Below are 18,620 nucleotides of genomic sequence, written 5' to 3'. Positions count from 1 at the left end.
ATCTCAGGCGGGAGCGCGTTGCTTTTCTCGGCGTTGCAGCCACGTCTCCCGCCGCACGATCCATTGCTCGGAGCGGGTCTCGCCATTGTGGTGCGCGACCTCGATGAAGCCGACGAACTCGGCGCCCGTCTTCTGCTTGACCCGCCGTGATGCGATGTTGCTCGCGACGTTGCAGACGGTGAACTGATCGAGCCCGAGCGGACCGAAGGCGAAGTCGTTCACGGCGGCGATCGCCTCGCTCATCAGCCCTCGATTCCAATAGGGCTCAGCGAGCCAGAAGCCGCGATGGCCCTTCATCGACTCCATGCGCGGCCGGAAGTGAATATTGCCGATGGCCTCGCCGTCACCGTCGCGCAGCGCCAGCACCCATTGATACAGCTCCTCGCCGGCCGCGATCCTGTCGAGCTGCAGCCTGACGAAGGTCTCGGCGCCGTCAGGAGGATAGGGCCACGGCACGACGGCCGCGAGGTTGCGGATCACGTTCCAGTTGTCGAACTGACGCTGGATCGCCGGCGCATCGGCGAGGGCCAGCGGCCGCAGGATCAGACGGGCGGTATGCAACGTGGGCGTGAGCATGACGCCATGCTGTCGTTTACCAAGCTCGTTTGCAAGCCGGGGTTGCTACGCCGTCTAACTCGCATGTCATTGATACTTCGCATCGCGCTCCGCCATTAAGGTTGCCAGGAACTTTCACGCCCGGACTGGAGCCCGATACTTCCACAACGTTGCATTGCAGTGCATGAATCGAGCACACGCAGCCTGCACGAATGCAGCGCGCGTACAACCGTCGCAGGAAACTGCGCCGGCTCGGGCTCAGGGTTGCGCCCGAACGTCAACCATTCGCTTGCCGCGAGATCATCACGCAGATCTTGGGCTGGCGCGATTCGGGGTGTCGTGGATATGAACCGCAAAGCGGCGGATCGTCAGTTACGTCGTCTGCAGGCAGAGCAGAGCTTCGATCCGCGCACATGGCGCGATCGGCAGCTCGGCCGGGCCGCGCCGTTCTACGGCTCGGAGCTGTTCCAGCTCGGCTGCCCGCCGCTGGCGTCGTTCATCGCCGCGTTCCTCGGCTGTCTGATGACCCTGCATCTGAGTGCAACCGGGCTGTCGCCGCTGATTGCCTCGGCCGCGGCGGCTTTGCTGCTGTGCGCCTCGCTGATCCTGACACGGACCGCGGATCTGGTGCCGAGCACGTTCTTCTCGTCGGCCTATGGCGGCAGCTTCGTCGGCATGACTCCCGTGGCGCTGTTGAACGCAAGCGTCATTCGCGCCGGCCTGCCGCTCGATGCCGCCTTCGTTCTGCTCTCGCTGTTCTGTGGACTGGTGTTCTGTCTGGGCTGTGCGCTCGACATGTGGCTGCGCGGGGGGCTCGCGCGTGGCTATGGTGGACGACTGGGCGCGCTGGCGGCGGTCGCTTCGTTCCTGTTCGTCGGTCTCGCGCCGCTGCTTGGCGCCGAGGGCGAGCTGTTTCCGATCGCGCGCCGCGGCGCGCTGGAGCAGGGGCTCGGCGGCACCGCGCTCACCTTCGCGTTGTGCTCGGTCGGCATGCTGGCGACGATGGCCGCCTTGCGCTGGGCGCCCGTGGCAGGGTCGCGCCGCGCGGTGCGCATCTTCGTTGCGGCGACGGTGGCCTTTGCCGGCCTCGTGGTGCTGCAGCTTCTGCCCAGCAAGGCCCCTGATCTCGACGCCTATTCCGCCGGTTGCTTCGTCGGCATGTCGTCGTTGCGGCGGCTCCGCAGCCTGCCGCAGGCGATGGCCGCGGTGGTGCTGCTGACGTGCCTGCTGATCCTCACCGGTCCCATCCTGCCGAGCGTCGGCGGCAGCCTCGGATACATCGCCTTCGTCTCGGTCATCTTCGTGGATGCTGCGGTTCGTCTGTTCGTCGAGGCAGGCGAATCGCCGTGGCAGACCGTCCTCGCCTGGACGCGGGGATTCGTCGCCACACTCGCTATCTTCGCGGTGCTGCTCACCAGCGAGCTGATGTTTCAGCCGCCGGTGGCGGAGCCCAACGGTCCGTTGGTGAACGCGGACAAAGCCGCTGCGCCGGCGCGGACCACGATGCCCTCACACGACGAGGATCGGCGCGACGGCACGGCGCCCGGCGAGCCGGCCTTCGCCGCTGATACAGCGCCCGATCTGCCGCTTCAGATCCTGAATCCGGAGGGCGCCAATCCGCTCGCCCCGCGGCCCTCGAGTGAGCCGGTCCAGCAGTCCGCGTCGCCCGCGTCCGCAGAGCCGTCCCGGCGGATCGGTCGCGATGGTCGGCCAGCGGGCGTGCTGGCTGCCCGGCTGAAGCGCCAACAGGCACGGGTGGTGCCGCACGCGACGGCGCGACCGCGCATCGTGGCCCGCCATGAGGTGCAGCCCGCGCCGGAGTGGCGGCCGGACCCATCGACGTTGGCGGGACCGTGACAGCGGATCGCGATGGCGCGCTCGACCGGCCGTCCGAGCCCGGCTCTCACCGCTGGCCGCGCCGGTCGCTGAATGTCGTGCCGCTGGCCTCGTTCGCCGGCGCTTTTCTCGGTTGTCTGGCGACGCTGCACCTGTGCACGTCGGGCCTGTCCCCGGCGCTCGCGTCGGTCACCGCCACCCTGCTGCTCTGCGCTGGCCTGATCACGGCAAGAACCAGAGATCTGCTGCCGACGACCTTCTCCTCCTCGGTCTATGGCGGCAGCTTCAGCGGGATGACGCCGATCGTTGCGTTGAGCGAGAGCGTGGCGCGGTCGGGGCTTCCGGTCGACAGGTCCTTCCTGCTGCTGTCGCTGTTTTGCGGCCTCGTGTTCTGCAGCGTCTGCGCGATCGAAATGCGGCTGCGCGTCGTGCTGTTGCGCGGCTATGGCGGCCGCTTCGGCGCGCTCGCGGCGATCGGCTCGTTTCTGTTCCTCAGCCTCGCGCCGCTGCTCGGCGCCGACGGCGCACCGGTGCGCGTCGCCAGCCTTCAGGGCTTCGACAGGGGTCTCAATCATTCGGTGCTCATGCTGGCGCTGTGCGGCGTCGGAATGGTCGCAACGATGGCGGCGCTGAGGCTGCCGCGGGTTGCGGCCGCAGGGCGGCCGGCGCGCATCTTCGTCTCGGCAGCACTGGCCTGTGCCGGTCTCGTCATCCTGCAGCAGCTCGCGCCGGACGATGCCCGCCTGTCCGACGCGTATTTTGCCGGTTGTTTCGTCGGCATGTCGTCGCCGCAGCGTTTGCGGGGTGTCGTCCAGCCGCTGGTCGCCGCGGTAGCGCTGACCGCGTTGCTGGTCCAGGCGGCGGCGGTTCTGCCAAGCGTCGGCGGCAGCCTCGGCTTCGCGGCCTTCGTCGCGGTGGTCGGCGTCGATGCCGGCCGCCGGATGATCAGCCGCGCCGCGCTGCCGCCCGAGCGTCCTGCGCGGATCTCGCTCGGCAGAAGCCTTGCCGCCGCACTCGCGATTGCGGGCGTGCTGCTGCCGAATGACATGTTCCAGTCGGGGCCGGTCGAGGAGACCACGGGATCGATCGTGCAGGTCGAGAGGCCGCCTCAACCTGAGCCCGCCGTTCCAGCGGAGCCTGTTGCGGCCGAGCCGGCCGTGGCGGCAGTCCCGATCGAAATGCCCGCCGATGCGCCGCCGGCCGCCGAGACGACATCCGACGTAGTCCGTCCGGTCGCGCGGCCGGCGCCAAGCGAGCCGCCGCGGCGGCGCCGCGCCAGCCGGCCCGCAGTCGTTGCTCCGCAATCGCGTCCGATCGATCCCGAACCCTGGCGCATCATCCGCGACGGACAGCAGGCGGGTGCAGGAACGGCGGCGACCGGCTCGCCGCCGGCTCGGGCCAAGCGCAGCCAAGCCCGCGTTCCCGGATCAGCACCGGCCGCGCCGCGCGCCGCGCCACGGCCGCGGACGCCCCGGGTGCAGGATCCGCAGCCTTCGGCGTCGGAACCGCGCTGAGCAGGCTCAACCGAACTTGCGCCGCGCGTCGAGCGCGAGCCCGATGCCGACGCTGCCAAGCAGGTCGGTCTCGGCGATGCGCGCCGCCGGAAACAGCGCCAGGATTGCCTGACGCAGCGCGGGCACCATGCTCGATCCGCCGGTGAGGAAGATGGTGTTGATGGCAGCGGCCCCGACGCCGGCATCGTCGAGCAGCTTCGTCACCGTGCCGACCACGCGTTCGACGGAATCGCCGATGGCGCGGTCGAAATCCTTGCGCGTGAAGCGGATGCGCGCCCAGTCGTCCTTCTCCGACAGCACCGAGGTCAGCGACTTGGCCGCGGTCAGCGCGATCTTCGCCTGCTCGACGCCGATCGCAAGCGTATGGCCGCGATGCTCCTCCACCACCTTGATGAAGCGGTCGACCAGATCGCGCCGCTCGGCCTCGTAGCGGATCTGCCGCAGCTCGCCGATCACGCCCTTCTTGTAGAGCTGGTTGATGCGGTGCCAGGTGGCGAGCTCGTGATAGTACAGCGTCGGCAGGTTGCGCTTGCCGTCGGCGGTCAGGCTGCCGTAGCCGAGATGCGGCATCACGCTTTTCAGGCTGAGCAGCCGGTCGAAATCGGTGCCGCCGATGTGGATGCCGCCATTGGCGAGGATGTCGTCCTCGCGCTGCGTCTTGCTGCGCCGCTCGGGCGAGACGCGCACGATCGAGAAGTCCGAGGTGCCGCCGCCGATGTCGACGATCAGCACCAGCTCCTCGCGGGCGACCTGCTGCTCGTAGTCGAGCGCGGCGGCGATCGGCTCGTATTGGAACGCGATGTGCTTGAAACCCTGGTCCCGCGCGATGCCCTCCAGCGCGCTCTGCGCCTCCGCGTCGGCCGCATCATCCTTGTCGACGAAGCGGACGGGACGGCCGAGCACGACCTGATTGATCTCCCTGCCGAGCCGCGTCTCGATCCGCGTCTTCAGATGCGCGAAGAAGAAGCCGAGGATACCGGCAAACGGCACCGCCTTCTGCCGGATATAGGTCTTCTCGTGAATCAGCGCGGTGCCGAGGATGCTCTTCAGCGCGCGCATGAAGCGGCCGTCGTGGCCGGTCAGATAGCGCTCGATCGCGCTGCGCCCGAACTGGGTGCCGTGATCCTCGAAATCGAAGAACATCGCACTCGGCAAGGTCCGCTGCTCGCCCTCCAGGGGGATGAGCTCTGCGGAGGCGGAATTGCTGAGGCCGACCGTGGTGTTCGAAGTGCCGAAGTCGATGCCACAATGGGCCGCTGCCGCCATGCTCGTCTCGTTTCCGTCCGGGGGGCGGTCCGCTTAGCCGTTCGGCGGTGCGATGTCATCCGCCAATGTGCGGAGCGGCGCGCATGGCAGTCGTCTGGCGGAGAGATGACTGTGCATCCTGCCTGTCGAAGGTGCAGCCGGGGGCGCTGACGCCCCCGCTGTCCGGTGATCATCCCGCCGGCCTGAATGCCGGTCCCTCGAAGCGCAGCCCGGCTGCACCACGTTCGACGCGGTCATGCGCCGCGTGGATGAGGCGCGCCTCGCCGGCGTCCGCTAGGCGCCCGCGGCCGTCCAGCAATGCGGCGAGACGCGCGAGCGCCAGCGCCTTGTTGCGATGCTGGGAGCGGCCGTCGCGCGCGATCGCGACCAGTCCCGTCGGCACGTGAACCGCGCGCACCGCGCTCTCGGTCTTGTTCTGGTGCTGGCCGCCGGGCCCGCCGGCACGGAAGCTCTCGAACCGGACGTCGGTGGCCGCCAACGCCGCCATCCGCTCCGACAGGGGCAGATCGACGATGCCGACGAACCAGTTCTTGCGGCCGTGATGCGGCCGCAGCGGACTGCGGCACACCCAGAGCAGCGAGCCCTGCGTCCAGCGCCGCGCGAGGTCGGCCGCCGTCGGCCCGTCCAGCACGACGATCGCGCTGGCCGGCCCATGCCCGTCGATCTGCTCTCGCGCGATCGCGCATTCGCAGTCCGCCGCCTCGGCCTCGTCGGCGAGCCGCCGCAGCGCATGCGCGACCGCGATCCGGCATTCGGCCGGACCGCGTCCCGCCGTGAGGAGCAGCCGTCTCATCGCCGGTCCTCCCTGCGCGGCCGCTGGACGGCGATCTTCTTCACCGTCACCAGCGGGCGGAAGCTGGCGACGACGCGCGCCAGCCCGAATGCTTCGAGATCGGCGATCACGCCGGCGATCGGCTTGTAGGCCTCCGGCGCCTCCTCGGCGAGCAGCGCGCGGTCCTCGCAGATCACGCGGCCGCCGAACGGATTGCGCGCGAGACGCTCGCGATCCGATCGCGTGGCGCCGACACGGCCGATCATCGAGCTCCGGTCGAACTTGCGACCGGCGCCATGCGCGATCGACCACAACGCCTCCTTTGGCGCTGACGCGAGCGGCGCGACCAGATAGGACAGCGCGCCGCGCGAGCCCGGCACGACGACGAGACCCTGGTCGGACGGCGCAGCCCCCTTTCGGTGCAACACGCCGTCTGCACGATGCTCGATGCAATTGTGCGAGCACGCGCAGACCGGATCGGCCTCACAGCGCAGGGCCGTCGCGGCCCGCTGCGCGATGACCTGCCGGTTCAGCGACGCCCAGCGCAGCGCGTGATCATGTGCTGCGAGATAGGCGTGGCCAGCCCCACTGTCCGGCGCGAGCGGCTTGAGGCCGTCGGCGATCTGCCGTTCGAGCAGCGCATGGCCGAGGCCGCGCGAGCCCGAATGCACCAGCAGATGAGCGCGGTCGCGATCGATGCCGCAGGACGGATCGAACACCTCCTCGACCGCCTGCAGCTCACAGAAGTGATTGCCTCCGCCGATCGTGCCGAGCGACGCATCGAAGTCGGACGGCGCAAGCTGACGAGCTGCGAGCTCGCTCACGATGTCGCCGTCATAGGGTGTGGCGACGTCGCGCAGCCGGTCGGCCGCCTTGTCGACGCGGATCCGGCGCGAAGCGAGGTCGAGCTGATACAGCGCCATGCCGCAGCCCGCATCGGAGCCGACGAAGGCCGGGTGGATATGGTCGGCGAGGATGGCGCAGCCGACGGGACCGAACTTGCCGGGATGCAGATCCGGCATGCCGGCGACAGCACGCACGCCACAGATGTCAGCCACGGTTTCGAGCTGGCGCGCAGCGGCGCCCTCGATCCAGGAGCTGGACGAGTAGAAGCCGTGGACCGCCGCACGGCCGTCCACGCGATGGGAATTGCCCATGTAAATACCTTGGAGAAAGATAGGGAGAACTGGTCAGGGACTATCAGCGCGCGCGGACGCACGCATGCCAGACCAAGCCTCGCCTCACGTGAGGATCAGTCCCGGCGGCTCCTGGCGGAGCAACGGATGATCGCAGTCATCGTCTCTCTCCTGTGCGGCGGAGCCGAATGCTCGACGCCGGAGCGCGTAGTAATCACATCCCGATCATATTGGCAATGTGCGTCATTCAACCGATGTCCCGCTGTGACGTACAGGCCACGGATGCCCCGTCGTTTTCGAGCAGCTCGCTTTCTCTCCGTCATTGCGAGGAGCGCAGCGACGAAGCAATCCAGGGCCCCGCGCACCACACTGGATTCTTCGCCGCGCTCGCACAGAATGGGTGGCATCGAAGATGGACGACGGCGCATCTGCCCGCAGCCGGCAGATCCAGGCACGTGCATCCTCGCGATCAGAACAGCGCGAGGAAATCGCCGAGGAAATAGATGATGGCCACCACGATCAGCGCGCCCATCAGCAAGAAGGAAAGCTGCACGGCGATCGCGCAGCCGCCCAGGGTCGTCGCCATCGCCGCGACGTGCCGCTCCTCGCGACGCAACTGACCCACGACGCCGAGAATGATCGCAAGCAAACCGAGCGAGACCGCGGCCACCGGCAATTGCTGGTGCAGGCGGTCGGTCCAGGACGTCTCGCGCGCCGGCGCCTGGTCGTCGACGCCCTTGATGCGCGCCATCAGGCGCTCCTTCACGCGATGTCCGACATCGACGATGACCTGGTCGATCGGCGGCGGCGGATCGATCACCGGCAGCACCCAATGCGGCAGAACCGCCGCGACCAGAGCAACAAGCCCGATCACGCAACCGATGATGCCCAGCCGACGTGACTGAACGATCGTGTCTGTCATGGCTCAAAATCTCCGATGCGGGCGTGCTGCGTCTGCTTCGGTCGCGGCGGAAGGATTGCGAAACGTTAATCTCGTCATCGTCACCGCGGAAAGGACCCAACCCCCGCAAGCCTGAACGCCTGGATCATGCGTCGGCCGCCGGAGCTCTCCGGTTCAATCCCTCCGATCCGCCCAAGCTCATAGCAAGCGCGTCGCAAGCTGCTGCGCCTCCCAGCCTTCGAGAAATTCCCGCTGCTGCGTGACCCAGCGGACATTCTCGCTACCCCATTCGCGCGAACGGCTGGCCTGCTCGCCCATCAGCCAGAAGTGCCTGACGATCACGAAGGCATGCGCGGCCCCGAAATCAGCGGCCGAGATCGGGCGGACCGAGCGGTAGCCGTCGACGAAGGCGTGCCACGCCGCATGAAAGCGCCGGCCGAACGACAGCTTGGTCCACAGGAACACGGCCAGGTCATAGGCCAGATAGCCGGGACCGCCGTCGTCGAAGTCGAAGAACACGGCCTCGCCGCCGGCGCCGATGCGCGCATTGAAGCCGTGGCAGTCGCCGTGACAATGCGTCCATGTCAGGCCCTCCATCGCCTTGATCCGTGCGGCGGTTCGCTCCGCGATGTCCTGGAGAAAGCCGCCATCATCGGCATCGATCAGACTGCAGAGCTGTTGAACGCGCGCGAGCGGCCGGTGCAGCAGATGGTCGAGGTCCAGAAGATAGAGCGGCGCTTCGGGCCGATAGGACATCGCCGCCGCGTGCACTCGGGCAAGCGTCACGCCATTGGCGCGCGCGTCGCTCTGCGATGCGACCTCCGGGGTCCGTCCCTCGATGGCGTGAAACAGCACGCCTTCGCGGCCGCCTTCCGCCGCCTCGCCGCGTACGAACAGCGCGCCGTCGCGCGCCGGAACCGCCGCGGCCACCGGCACGCCGCAGCGCGCGAGATGTGCGAGGAAGTCGGTCTCGGTGCGGACATCGGCCGGGCCGCGGGCGCGGTGATGCGACAGACGGAAGACGTAGCGTGCGCCCGTTGCGGATGTAATCAGATAGACGTCGTTGAAGCCGCGGTTCATCAGGCGGCACGCGAGCGGCTCTGATAGCGCGTAGTGTGTTGCCACGAAGCGGCCCACGCTCTCGGCGCCGGTCGTGGTGTAGATCGGCTCGAAGTCGGGCACGTCGCGTGTTCCGGATTGTGGAGACGATGGCATCCTAGGCGGCTGCCGTCCGCAGTGAAAGCCGGGACGGGCACGAGCAATCCATCGCATTGGCGTAGGCAGGTTGGACCGGGCTGCCCGTCGGGCAAATCGATCGAGGTGGCGAGCGCAATCTGCCGCTGATGTCCAGTCCGCCTGCGAAAAATATTCCTGTTTCGCTTTTCCGGAAATCATGCTTATCTCCCGCGCATCCCGCCTCATGCAGAGAGGGGCGTACGCGTCGTCACGATACGCGGGGGCGGGGAGTGGTGGCCGTCGCGAGGTCGGGCGCGTTCGCGCGCAAGACGACTGATGTCGTGGCGGACGGTCAAGCCGTGTGGTTCTGGCGCCCCGAAGCTGGCGCCAAGCTCGCGATCACGTTCGTGCGTGGTTGCGAGCGACGGGGGCAAACAAGCCGGTCCCCGGGGAGAGCGCGGAGCAGCCGTGAAAACCATCGCGCAGGGAAGGCCGGGTCGCTCCGGCTGGACCTGTGGTTCCTGCCCCGTGCATTTTCTCCGCACGGGGGCCACGGGCCTCGGCCGAGGCTCGGTCTTCCCTGCGCCCTCTCGTTTCGAGAGGAGATCGATCAGCACAGCTCGGGCCCATCGCGCCGCGAGAGCGCGAAGTCATGTCTCGACGCGGCGCATCTCAAGTTGGCCGATGGCCGTGAAGGCGAACGCGCCTCGCGAAGAAGGCCCGGCGGCCGAATGCCGCAGCAGCCGGCCGCGGGCGCGCGCTCCGGATTGACCGGGATCAAGAGCGCTCGCGCTTGCTCCCTTAAGCCCCTACAACTCTGTTGTTCGTTGTGATCAAGAATGGACGTCGTGGTGCCGCAAGATCCAATCGTGCCTCCATCTGGCTTGCGGCGGCGGCTCGGACTGCCGCTGCTGGTCCTCTACGGCACGGGTGTGACCGTCGGGGCCGGCATCTATGTCCTGATCGGCGCGGTCGCCGGTCATGCAGGAGTCCATTCCTCCTGGGCGTTTGCGCTGGCGGCGTTCGTGATGGCGTTTACGGCGGCCTCCTATGCCGAGCTTGCGACCCGCTATCCCGTGAGCGCCGGCGAGGCCGCCTATGTCCGCGCGGCCTTCAAGTCGCGGCTGCTGTCGACGGCGGCCGGCACGCTGCGGCTCGCCACCGGCATCATCGCGGCGGCCGCGGTGACGCTCGGCGGCGCCGGCTACATCCGGCAACTGATCGATCTGCCGACGCCGCTGATCGCGATGGCCATCGTGGTCGCGCTCGGCATCGTGGCGTCCTGGGGCATTCTCGAATCGGTGATGCTCGCCGGACTGCTGACCTTGATCGAGACCGGCGGACTGGTGTGGATCGTCGTCTCGGCCGTTCACTCCGGCGTCGCGTTCGGCCCTGCCTTGCTGACGCCGCCGCCGCTCGATCTCGGCGTTCTCTCAGGCATCACCTTCGCCGGCCTGCTCGCGTTCTTCGCCTTCGTCGGCTTCGAGGACCTCGCCAACGTCGTGGAGGAGGCCAAGAGCCCGCAGCGAAGCATTCCGTGGGCGATGGCGCTCACGCTGCTGATCACCTCCGTCTTGTATGTGCTGATTGCTGCGATTGCGGTGACCGCCGTGGCGCCGGGCGTGCTGTCGGCCTCTCCGGCGCCGCTCAGCCTGGTGTTCAATGCCGTCGCAGGCATCAGCCCCGCCACCTTCACCGCGATTGCGATCGTGTCCACGCTCAACACCATTCTCGCTCAGATGACGATGACGGCGCGCGTCGTCTATGGCATGGCGGGGCAGGGCGACTTGCCGCGCATCGCCGGCCGCGTCGATCCGCGCACCGGAACGCCGCTGATCGCAACCGGCCTCGTCATGCTGGCGGTCGCGATCCTCGCGCTGGCCTTCCCGCTGGAGCGGCTGGCGGAAGGCACCTCGCTCGCGACGCTGACGATCTTCGCCATCGTCAATCTGTGCCTGCTCCGTATCCGCATCCGGCGCATCGGATCGGATGCCGCCCATGTGCGGGTGCCGCTATGGGTCCCCGCACTTGGTCTCATCACGTGTATGCTGATGATCGTCAGCGCGTTCGTCGCGGCCTGAGCGGACCGATGGGAAACCGTGCGGCGATGTACCGGGTTGCCCGATGTCCCCCGGCGCAGACCTGGCGGTTTGACGTAGGACCATGTCGATGCCGGATCTCATGAGCCTCAGTCCCGCGATCATCGCGATCGTCGTCGCGCTCGGCATCGGGTTGCTGATCGGCTTGGAGCGCGAGCGCCGCAAGGGCGAGGGGCCCGGGCGCTCGCCCGCGGGCTTGCGGACCTTTGCCGTCGCGTCGCTGGCCGGCGCGGTGAGCATGCTGATCGGCGGCAAGCTGCTGCTGGCCGTCGTCACCGCTGGAATCATGGTCCTCGCGGCGATCGCCTATTGGCGTTCGCGCAGCGACGATCCGGGACTGACCTCGGAGGCGGCGCTGATCCTGACCGTCCTGCTCGGCGGCCTCGCCACCGAGCAACCTGCTCTGGCGGCGGGCGTCGCCGTCGTGCTGGCGGTGCTGTTGGCGGCCCGGCCGGTGCTGCATGACTTCGTCCGTTCGGTGCTCAGCGAGAGCGAGCTCAAGGACGGCCTGATCTTTGCCGCGGCCACGCTGGTCGTGCTGCCTCTGCTCCCGGATCAGCCGATCGGTCCGTACGGCGCGCTCAACCTGCGCAGCATCTGGACGCTCGTCGTCCTGATGATGGCGATCGGTGCCGCCGGACATGTCTCGATGCGTCTGCTGGGCGCACGCGGCGGGCTCGCCGTGTCCGGCTTCGCCTCGGGCTTCGTCTCCAGCACGGCCACGATCGGCGCGATGGGCGCACGGGCGCGCAAGGCACCGGAGCTTGGCGGCGCCGCGGCCGCCGGCGCGGCATTGTCGACGGTCGCGACCATCGCCCAGCTCGCCGCGGTGCTGGCCGTCACCAGCCTCCCCGCGCTGCAGGCGCTGCTGGTCCCGCTGCTCTGTGCCGGCGCGGCGGCGGCGATCTACGGCGCGATCTTCACGATCGTCGGCTTGCGGCAGAGCGGTTCCGCCGACCTGCCGCCCGGACACGCCTTCAGCCTGCCGGGCGCGCTGTTGCTGGCGCTGACGATCTCTGCGGTGCTGGTGCTGTCGGCCACGTTGCGCGAGGCGTTCGGCGAAGCCGGCCTGGTGGCGAGCGCCGCCGTCGCCGGTCTCGTCGATACCCATGCGCCGGCGGTGGCCGCGGCTGCGCTCGCCGCGTCGGGCAAGATCGGCGCCGCCGATGCCGTGGCTCCGGTGCTCGCGGCGCTGTCGGCGAACACGATCAGCAAGATCGTGGTGGCGTGGACCAGCGGCGGGTCGTCCTTCGCCCTGCGCCTCGTCCCCGGCCTCGTCCTCGTCATCGCCGCCGCCTGGGCCGGCGCCTTCGGACCGAGCCTTGCCCATGGTCTTGCCGATGTGCTGGTCCATCCGTGAGCGCGACGTCCGCGCAGCACCTACGCGCTGCGCGGCAAGCGCTCGACCGCGGCAGCAGCACCGCTGCGATGCTGGACGAGCCACGCGATGGCGTCGTCCTCCTTCATCGGCTTGCCATACAGCCAGCCCTGTCCGTAGGAGCAGCCGAGCATGCGAAGGCACTCGGCGTCCGCCTCGCTCTCGACGCCCTCGGCGATCATGCGGTGGCCGAGCGGCAGCGCCACCGCGGTGATGGCGGCGACGAGCTGCTGATCCCGTCGGTTGCCGGCGATGCCGTGGATGAAGGAGCGGTCGATCTTGATGGTGTCGATCTCGACCGCCATCAGGTTCGCGATCGAGGAATGGCCGACGCCGAAATCGTCGATCGCAAGACCAAAGCCGTATTGGTCGATCAGCTTCAATTCGTCGGCGCAGCGCTTGGGATCGAACATCGCCTCTTCGGTCACCTCGATCTCGATCCGGTGGGGATCGACGCCGTAGCGCTCGGAGACGGTCTTGAGGGTCTGCGCCGGCGAGTGAAGCGGGAATTCCCGCGGCGAGACGTTGATCGATACCCGGATGCCGTGCGCCTTCTTGCGGTCGAGCGCGCGCAGGAACGCGCAGACGCGCTCGCCCACGAACTCCGTGAGCTGGCCGGACAGGCGCAATCGGATCGCCGCGGACACGATGTCCGGCGGCGGGATCAGTCCGGCGCTCGGGTGCTTCCAGCGCAGCAGCGCCTCGAAGCCGATGACCTCCTGCGTGGCCATCGCGACCTGGGGCTGGAATTCGACGTGGAGCTCGCGGCGGGCCAGCGCGGCGGGGAGCTCGGCATCGAGCCGGCGCTGCTGCGTCAGCTCGGACTGCATCTTGGCGTCGAACACGCGCATGCAGGCGCGGCCGTCGTCCTTGGCGCGATAGAGCGCGACGTCGGCGCGGGCGGAGAGCTCTTCCAGATCGATCGGGCCTTCCGCATGCGCCGCGATGCCGATCGAGCAGCTCACGGGCAGCACCTGGCCCGCGATCGCGAGCGGCTGCGCAAGGGCGGCCATCAGCCATTCGGCGAGTGCGACGGACCGGCTCGCCACGTCGTCGCCCTGCATGACGACGACGAACTCGTCGCCGCCCAGGCGGACCGGCAGATCGTCGCCGCGGCAGGCGGATTGCAGCAGCGCGGCGATGGCCTGAATGACCCGGTCGCCGGCATCGTGGCCGCGCGCGTCGTTGATGGTCTTGAAGTTGTCGACGTCGATCAGGAGGAATGCGACCCCGCGTCCGGAACGGCACGCCGCGGCGGCCACGGTGCGGAAATGGCTGCGATTGGCGAGCCCGGTGAGCGAGTCCGTGCGAACCAGACGCTCCAAAGCGTGGTTGGCCTCGGCGACGGATTCCGCCAGCACGGTCGCCTCGATGGCGGTCTTCTGGCTCGCGATGAAGTTGCGCTCGCCGAGCCGCGCTGCGCGGAACAGCATGAAGGTCAGGAAGGCGACGTCGACCGCGACGATGTAGTCGACGTCGCTGCCCGAGATCAGCATCCGCAGCACGGTCGCGCCCATCAGCGGCGCGCCGAACGCGATCGCCATCCTCGAATAGGCGAGACTCTGGATGATGGCTCCGGTGGTGGTGCCGGCCATGATGAAGACGACGTCGTTGACGTTGTGCGCGTGGGAGAAGGCCGGCAGCGCGATCGGGACGATCGCCCACAGCACGCCGCTGGCGAAAGCCATGATGGTGAGATTGCGCAGCACGCGCTGTGGATCGCGCTCGATCCGTCCGGACGATTTCAGGTACGACACCCATCCGGCGCGGAACGCGGCGAAGACGATGGCTGCGCCCAGCCACCAGAAGATGAGGGTGCCGCCCTCCCTGAGATACAGCAGCAGCGCCAGCGACGTTGCGATCGCCACATTGGCGAACATCGTGAGGGAAATGTTCTGCAGCGAGCTGGCTGCCTGGGCTTTCGCGAGCGCCGCCGCTTTGCACTCGGTGGTTGCGGTCTGCATGCGCGGAACGGACGGCCCTGCTGGATCGGTGACGGAAGCGGGCAGCCATGGCGGCGGCCCATGCGGCAACGCGCGAGCATGCTGAACAGGGACCTAAAGTGGAGTTAATCCAGTCCGATATATGGCCGGACGGCCGGGCCATTCGGCCTGCGGATCTGGCGGCCGAGCGTTCGCAGACGCCAGCGAGAGCAGCATGTCGCCGCCGCCGGGGCGATGTCCAGCATCAACACCGACAACGGGCCGATCCGCTACGGATCGAGCTCGGTGTCCCAATAGAGATAGTCGAGCCAGCTGTCGTGCAGGTAGTTCGGCGGGAACAGCCGGCCGTTGCGATGGAGCTGGTGGACGGTTGGCGCATAGGGCGCCTGCTTGGGGAACATCTTGGCCTGCTGTGGCGTCAGATTGCCCTTCTTCAGATTGCAGGGCGAGCAGGCGGCGACGACGTTCTCCCAGGTGGTCTGGCCACCCTTGCTGCGGGGGATGACGTGATCGAAGGTCAGGTCGTCGCCGGAGTGGCAGTACTGGCAGGCGAAACGGTCGCGGAGGAAGACGTTGAAGCGGGTGAAGGCCGGATGCGTCGACGGCTTTACGAAGGATTTCAGCGAAACCACGCTGGGCAGCTGGATTTCGAAGGACGGACTTCGGATCGCGCGGTCGTAGTATTCGACAATGTTGACGCGATCGAGAAACACTGCCTTGATCGCGTCTTGCCACGACCAGAGAGACAGCGGGTAGTAACTCAGCGGCCGGAAGTCCGCGTTCAGCACCAACACCGGCCAACCGCCTTGCGAGACATGTGCGTTCAAGTAACGCTCCTGGCCTCCATAACGGCTGCGAAGCAGCATGCCCTGACATACTACATGCAGCGTGACGGGATTGTGAAGCCCCAAGAATGGCTTGACATGGCTTCTCCCGCCTTTGGAGCTGCCGTCCAAAGCGCGTCAGAACCGTGGCAGAGCGCCCGATCGCCGCACTGCAAATCAGTTGCATCTCTTCCGGCGCGACGACGACCAGCAGGACGACCAAGGTCAGCCCGGGACCCGCTCCAGCTTCTGCAGGCAGCGGTGGATCCTGACCTCGTCCGGCATCGGCCGGTCCGGGAAGCTCGTGCTCCAGTTGGAGACGCCGACCTCGCCGACATAGATGTCGCCGCGGCTGTCAATGGCGAGGCCGTGCGGGGCCAGGAAGCGGCCGGTTTCCAGGCCCGGACCGTGCTCGCCGCCGAGCCGGGCGATGCGCTGGCCGGTGGCGTCGGTGATGGTCAGCCGCGGTCCGAGATTGGGAACGTTGAGGTTGACCGGCATGCCGGGGCCGAGCTCGCCGATGATGAAGGTCTTGCGCCCCGCGCCGCAGGCGCACAGCGCGCAGGGCCGATGCAGATTGTTCCACTGCGTCTCGTAGCGGCCGTCGCCGTCGAAGATCTGGATGCGGTGGTTCTCGCGATCGGCGACATAGACAAAACCGTCGGCATCGGTCGCGATGTTGTGAACGATGTTGAACTGGCCGGGATCGGAGCCAGGCTCGCCCCAGCTGCGGATCAGCCGGCCGTCGGGTGTGTATTTGTGGACCCGCGCATTGCCGTAGCCGTCGGAAACGTAGATCTCGCCCGAGGGCGACAGCGCGGTGTGGGTGCAGCGGTTGAACGGCTCGCCGCTCATGAATGGCGCCGGACGCTCCGGCAGGCCGATGGTCAGCAGCACCTTGCCGTCATCCGTGCATTTGCGCACGGTGTGGTCGCCATCGTCGGTGCAGTAGAGATTGTCCTCGCTGTCGATCGACAAGCCGTGGGCGCGGCTGAACAGGCCCTCGCCCCAGCTCTTGATGAAATTGCCGTCGCGGTCGAACACGATCATCGGATGGGCGCCGCGATTGAAGGCGTAGACGCGATCCTTGCTGTCAACGGCAACCGAGGCGACGTCGGTGAGCGCCCAGCCCTCGGGCAGCTTGGCCCAGTCCTTGACGACGCGATAGCTGTAGTTGCCCGTTCCGAGAATGGACATCGCCTCGCCTCCCTGCCTCTGCGCAACCTCGGTCCGGGCAACGCTACACGGGTTTGGTCGCGGGTGAAAACCTGCTTACGTCGCCATCGTCAGCATGTGGCCCTCATGCGGCGGAATATGACCTTGCAAGGTGTCGAGATAGACGCGCTGTACGGCCTCCGGTCCGCGTCCTTCCGTGATCGTGAGCCAGCCGTCGAGCCGCGGAGCGAAGTCCCGCCACGCCGCGCCGAGCCGGCTTTCGATGCCGCCGGGTCCCCATTCCCTGGCACGCTTCCTGATCTGGTCGGGCGCGAAGAACCAGGTGGGCGGGGCACCGGGAAGCATCTCTGCATCATCGCTGCCGTCCTGATGCGTCAGCCCGACGCGGCCGGAATAGACGAGGTTGTCGCCGTAGTGCCGATGCAGCGCGGCGCGGAGGCTGGCGTTGCCGGCCATGTCGACGAACGCCGCGCGCACCCCAGCGTCGAGCCCGTTGACCGCGTCGTAGGTCACGACCGCGTCGTAGCAGCCGAGCGAGCGGACGAAGGCCGCATTCGATGGCGAGGTCAGCCCGATCACGCGGATGCCCTTGCGCCGCGTATGCAGGAGGTGGGCGAGACCGAACGCGGTCTTGCTCGAGGCCGAGGACAGGATGACGGTTGTGGCGCCGAAATGAGCCTGTTCGGCGAGAAAGTCGTCGACCAGGAACGACAGCATGAACAGCGGGCGCAGCAGCGCCTGATCATCGCCTTGCCGTCCGGCAAAGGCGGGATCGTCGCCCACCCGCGCATAGGCGTTGTAGACCGGCGCGACGCCCTGGCGGTGCGCGGCCGCGTCGCGCAGGCCGCGCTTGCCGACGTCGGCGGCCTCGATGACGAGATGCGTCGCCATCGGGAAGTAGCCGAACAGGCGCTCGCCTTGCGCGACGGCAGGATGGCGGGACGCGATCACGTCGCCGAAGCCCCACACGGGAATGATGCCGAAGCCGTCGGGCGCGGGAAACAGTTGCCAATATTTCAACTGCTCGCCGAGCAGCGCGTAGGTGATGTTGTTGGCGGTGAAGGCGAAGCGGTCGACCTTCACCAGCAGCGCCTCGGCAGGAAGCGCGTCGCCATCGGGAAGCTCGGTGACGATCGTCTTGCACTGCTGCAGATCGCCGCGTGCGACGATGAAATCGGACGATTGCATGATGAAGACCTCGGCCGTTCGTTTGCTGTGCGTCGTGGCGCGATCCTGGCCGACATCGATGACCGTTTTGCAACCCCAACTTTGTTTGAAACGCCGTTCACCGGAGTTGTTAGTTCGCCGGCGTGATCACGCCCTCGCGCTTCTTGACCACGCGGTAATAGCTCCACCACAGGTGCGCCGCCGCGCCGCGCAGCGGGCGCCAGCCTTCCGCAAGCGGCATCATCTGCTTGGCCGTAGGCCGCGTCGCAAGCCCGAGCCCGACCTTGACCGCCTCCTGCACGGCGAGGTCGCCGGACGGCCAGGCGTCGCCATGGCCGAGGCAGAACAGCAGGTAGACGTCGGCGGTCCACGGCCCGATGCCGGGCAGGGCGGTCAGGGTGGCGTGCGCGGCGTCGGCGTCCTCATTGGCGAGCACGTCGAGGTTCAGCCGCCTGGCGCCGAGCTCGCGCGCGATGTGCTTCAGCGTCTTGATCTTGGCGGCAGAGAGGCCGAGCCGTCCCAGCCGGTCGGCGCGGGCGCGGCGGACGGCGTCGGCATCGAACGGATCGAATGCCGCCTGCAGCCGGCCCCAGATCGCGGCCGCGCTCGCGGTCGAGAGCTGCTGGCCGCAGACGATGTGGGCGATCCCGGCGAAGCCCGGCTCACGCCTCCGGAGCGCCGGCATGCCGGTCGCTTCGAGGACGGGCGCCAGCCGCGCGTCCTGCTTCACCAGGTCGCGGATCGCGTCCTCGAGAACGGCTTGGCTGTCGAGGTGAAGGGTCATGGCGTCGCCGAACGCAAGGCTGGGCCATGTCGCGCCGGGTGGACGGCAGGAAGGCCCAGGGCTAAGGCAGCATCAGTCACGGCTGGAACTCTC

Annotated in this window: 15 protein-coding genes; 4 read left to right on the top strand and 11 right to left on the bottom strand. The window is 68.0% G+C overall.

Annotated features, from left to right (window positions below; genetic code table 11):
• Positions 1-3: 3 nt before the first annotated feature.
• Positions 4-576, bottom strand: coding sequence for a GNAT family N-acetyltransferase (locus ACQR0W_RS30820; protein WP_315754349.1), 573 nt, complete (start codon positions 574-576; stop codon positions 4-6).
• A gap of 324 nt (positions 577-900) precedes the next feature.
• Here ACQR0W_RS30820 and ACQR0W_RS30815 point away from each other — a divergent pair, with 324 nt between their 5' ends.
• Together ACQR0W_RS30815 and ACQR0W_RS30810 are read left to right on the top strand one after the other, a co-directional pair.
• Complete coding sequence (locus ACQR0W_RS30815) at positions 901-2,412, top strand: hypothetical protein (protein WP_316166733.1); 1,512 nt, start codon at positions 901-903, stop codon at positions 2,410-2,412.
• Positions 2,409-3,905, top strand: coding sequence for a hypothetical protein (locus ACQR0W_RS30810; protein ID WP_316187381.1), 1,497 nt, complete (start codon positions 2,409-2,411; stop codon positions 3,903-3,905). The genes ACQR0W_RS30815 and ACQR0W_RS30810 overlap by 4 nt, the downstream gene beginning before the upstream one ends.
• Positions 3,906-3,911: 6 nt before the next feature.
• On the opposite strand, the gene ACQR0W_RS30805 is transcribed toward ACQR0W_RS30810, so the two are convergent.
• From ACQR0W_RS30805 to ACQR0W_RS30785, 5 genes are all read right to left on the bottom strand, one after another.
• Positions 3,912-5,171, bottom strand: a complete 1,260-nt coding sequence (locus tag ACQR0W_RS30805) for an Hsp70 family protein (protein ID WP_316187382.1) — start codon at positions 5,169-5,171, stop codon at positions 3,912-3,914.
• 169 nt (positions 5,172-5,340) lie between these two features.
• Positions 5,341-5,964 (bottom strand): peptide chain release factor H, encoded by a 624-nt coding sequence (prfH, locus tag ACQR0W_RS30800; RefSeq protein WP_315754357.1) that lies wholly within the window; start codon positions 5,962-5,964, stop codon positions 5,341-5,343.
• Positions 5,961-7,100 (bottom strand): RNA ligase RtcB family protein, encoded by a 1,140-nt coding sequence (locus tag ACQR0W_RS30795; RefSeq protein ID WP_316187383.1) that lies wholly within the window; start codon positions 7,098-7,100, stop codon positions 5,961-5,963. Before ACQR0W_RS30795 ends, prfH begins: the two co-directional genes overlap by 4 nt.
• A gap of 448 nt (positions 7,101-7,548) precedes the next feature.
• On the bottom strand, positions 7,549-8,001 hold the full coding sequence (locus tag ACQR0W_RS30790) for a hypothetical protein (RefSeq protein WP_315826610.1): 453 nt from the start codon (positions 7,999-8,001) through the stop codon (positions 7,549-7,551).
• Between the two features lie 177 nt (positions 8,002-8,178).
• Entirely contained in the window at positions 8,179-9,162 is a 984-nt protein-coding gene (locus ACQR0W_RS30785; RefSeq protein ID WP_316187384.1) for a phosphotransferase enzyme family protein, read from the bottom strand.
• A gap of 863 nt (positions 9,163-10,025) precedes the next feature.
• Here ACQR0W_RS30785 and ACQR0W_RS30780 point away from each other — a divergent pair.
• Together ACQR0W_RS30780 and ACQR0W_RS30775 are read left to right on the top strand one after the other, a co-directional pair.
• Positions 10,026-11,237 (top strand): APC family permease, encoded by a 1,212-nt coding sequence (locus ACQR0W_RS30780; protein ID WP_316171819.1) that lies wholly within the window; start codon positions 10,026-10,028, stop codon positions 11,235-11,237.
• An 82-nt stretch (positions 11,238-11,319) separates the two neighbouring features.
• Positions 11,320-12,615, top strand: coding sequence for an MgtC/SapB family protein (locus ACQR0W_RS30775; protein ID WP_316171818.1), 1,296 nt, complete (start codon positions 11,320-11,322; stop codon positions 12,613-12,615).
• Between the two features lie 20 nt (positions 12,616-12,635).
• On the opposite strand, the gene ACQR0W_RS30770 is transcribed toward ACQR0W_RS30775, so the two are convergent.
• The 5 genes from ACQR0W_RS30770 to ACQR0W_RS30750 form a co-directional block, all read right to left on the bottom strand.
• The gene (locus ACQR0W_RS30770; RefSeq protein ID WP_315753881.1) at positions 12,636-14,597 is read right to left on the bottom strand and encodes a putative bifunctional diguanylate cyclase/phosphodiesterase; all 1,962 of its coding nucleotides are present in this window, start codon (positions 14,595-14,597) and stop codon (positions 12,636-12,638) included.
• Positions 14,598-14,845: 248 nt separating this feature from the next.
• Positions 14,846-15,403, bottom strand: coding sequence for an HNH endonuclease (locus ACQR0W_RS30765; RefSeq protein ID WP_006610584.1), 558 nt, complete (start codon positions 15,401-15,403; stop codon positions 14,846-14,848).
• A gap of 222 nt (positions 15,404-15,625) precedes the next feature.
• A complete protein-coding gene (locus ACQR0W_RS30760; RefSeq protein ID WP_315753879.1) occupies positions 15,626-16,597 on the bottom strand; it encodes a peptidyl-alpha-hydroxyglycine alpha-amidating lyase family protein in 972 nt (323 codons plus the stop codon).
• Positions 16,598-16,672: 75 nt separating this feature from the next.
• Positions 16,673-17,764 carry a DUF2855 family protein gene (locus tag ACQR0W_RS30755; RefSeq protein WP_316186179.1) on the bottom strand — a complete coding sequence of 364 codons (1,092 nt, stop codon included), beginning with the start codon at positions 17,762-17,764 and terminating at the stop codon, positions 16,673-16,675.
• Positions 17,765-17,873: 109 nt separating this feature from the next.
• Entirely contained in the window at positions 17,874-18,527 is a 654-nt protein-coding gene (locus tag ACQR0W_RS30750) for a DNA-3-methyladenine glycosylase family protein (protein WP_316171817.1), read from the bottom strand.
• Between the last annotated feature and the right edge of the window lie 93 nt (positions 18,528-18,620).

This window comes from Bradyrhizobium sp. HKCCYLRH1034, assembly GCF_051168375.1.
In the GTDB taxonomy this organism is placed as follows: Bacteria; Pseudomonadota; Alphaproteobacteria; order Rhizobiales; family Xanthobacteraceae; genus Bradyrhizobium.
The sequence above is the reverse complement of the archived record's forward strand: the minus strand, read 5'-3'. Positions and strand labels throughout refer to the sequence as shown.

What these genes read in the sequence shown, in the direction of transcription:
- ACQR0W_RS30755 (WP_316186179.1), bottom strand. Translation starts at nt 17,764, where the DNA reads ATGCAATCGTCCGATTTCATCGTCGCACGCGGCGATCTGCAGCAGTGC.
- ACQR0W_RS30820 (WP_315754349.1), bottom strand. Translation starts at nt 576, where the DNA reads ATGCTCACGCCCACGTTGCATACCGCCCGTCTGATCCTGCGGCCGCTG.
- ACQR0W_RS30775 (WP_316171818.1), top strand. Translation starts at nt 11,320, where the DNA reads ATGTCGATGCCGGATCTCATGAGCCTCAGTCCCGCGATCATCGCGATC.
- ACQR0W_RS30805 (WP_316187382.1), bottom strand. Translation starts at nt 5,171, where the DNA reads ATGGCGGCAGCGGCCCATTGTGGCATCGACTTCGGCACTTCGAACACC.
- prfH (WP_315754357.1), bottom strand. Translation starts at nt 5,964, where the DNA reads ATGAGACGGCTGCTCCTCACGGCGGGACGCGGTCCGGCCGAATGCCGG.
- ACQR0W_RS30770 (WP_315753881.1), bottom strand. Translation starts at nt 14,597, where the DNA reads ATGCAGACCGCAACCACCGAGTGCAAAGCGGCGGCGCTCGCGAAAGCC.
- ACQR0W_RS30795 (WP_316187383.1), bottom strand. Translation starts at nt 7,100, where the DNA reads ATGGGCAATTCCCATCGCGTGGACGGCCGTGCGGCGGTCCACGGCTTC.
- ACQR0W_RS30750 (WP_316171817.1), bottom strand. Translation starts at nt 18,527, where the DNA reads ATGACCCTTCACCTCGACAGCCAAGCCGTTCTCGAGGACGCGATCCGC.
- ACQR0W_RS30815 (WP_316166733.1), top strand. Translation starts at nt 901, where the DNA reads ATGAACCGCAAAGCGGCGGATCGTCAGTTACGTCGTCTGCAGGCAGAG.
- ACQR0W_RS30790 (WP_315826610.1), bottom strand. Translation starts at nt 8,001, where the DNA reads ATGACAGACACGATCGTTCAGTCACGTCGGCTGGGCATCATCGGTTGC.
- ACQR0W_RS30760 (WP_315753879.1), bottom strand. Translation starts at nt 16,597, where the DNA reads ATGTCCATTCTCGGAACGGGCAACTACAGCTATCGCGTCGTCAAGGAC.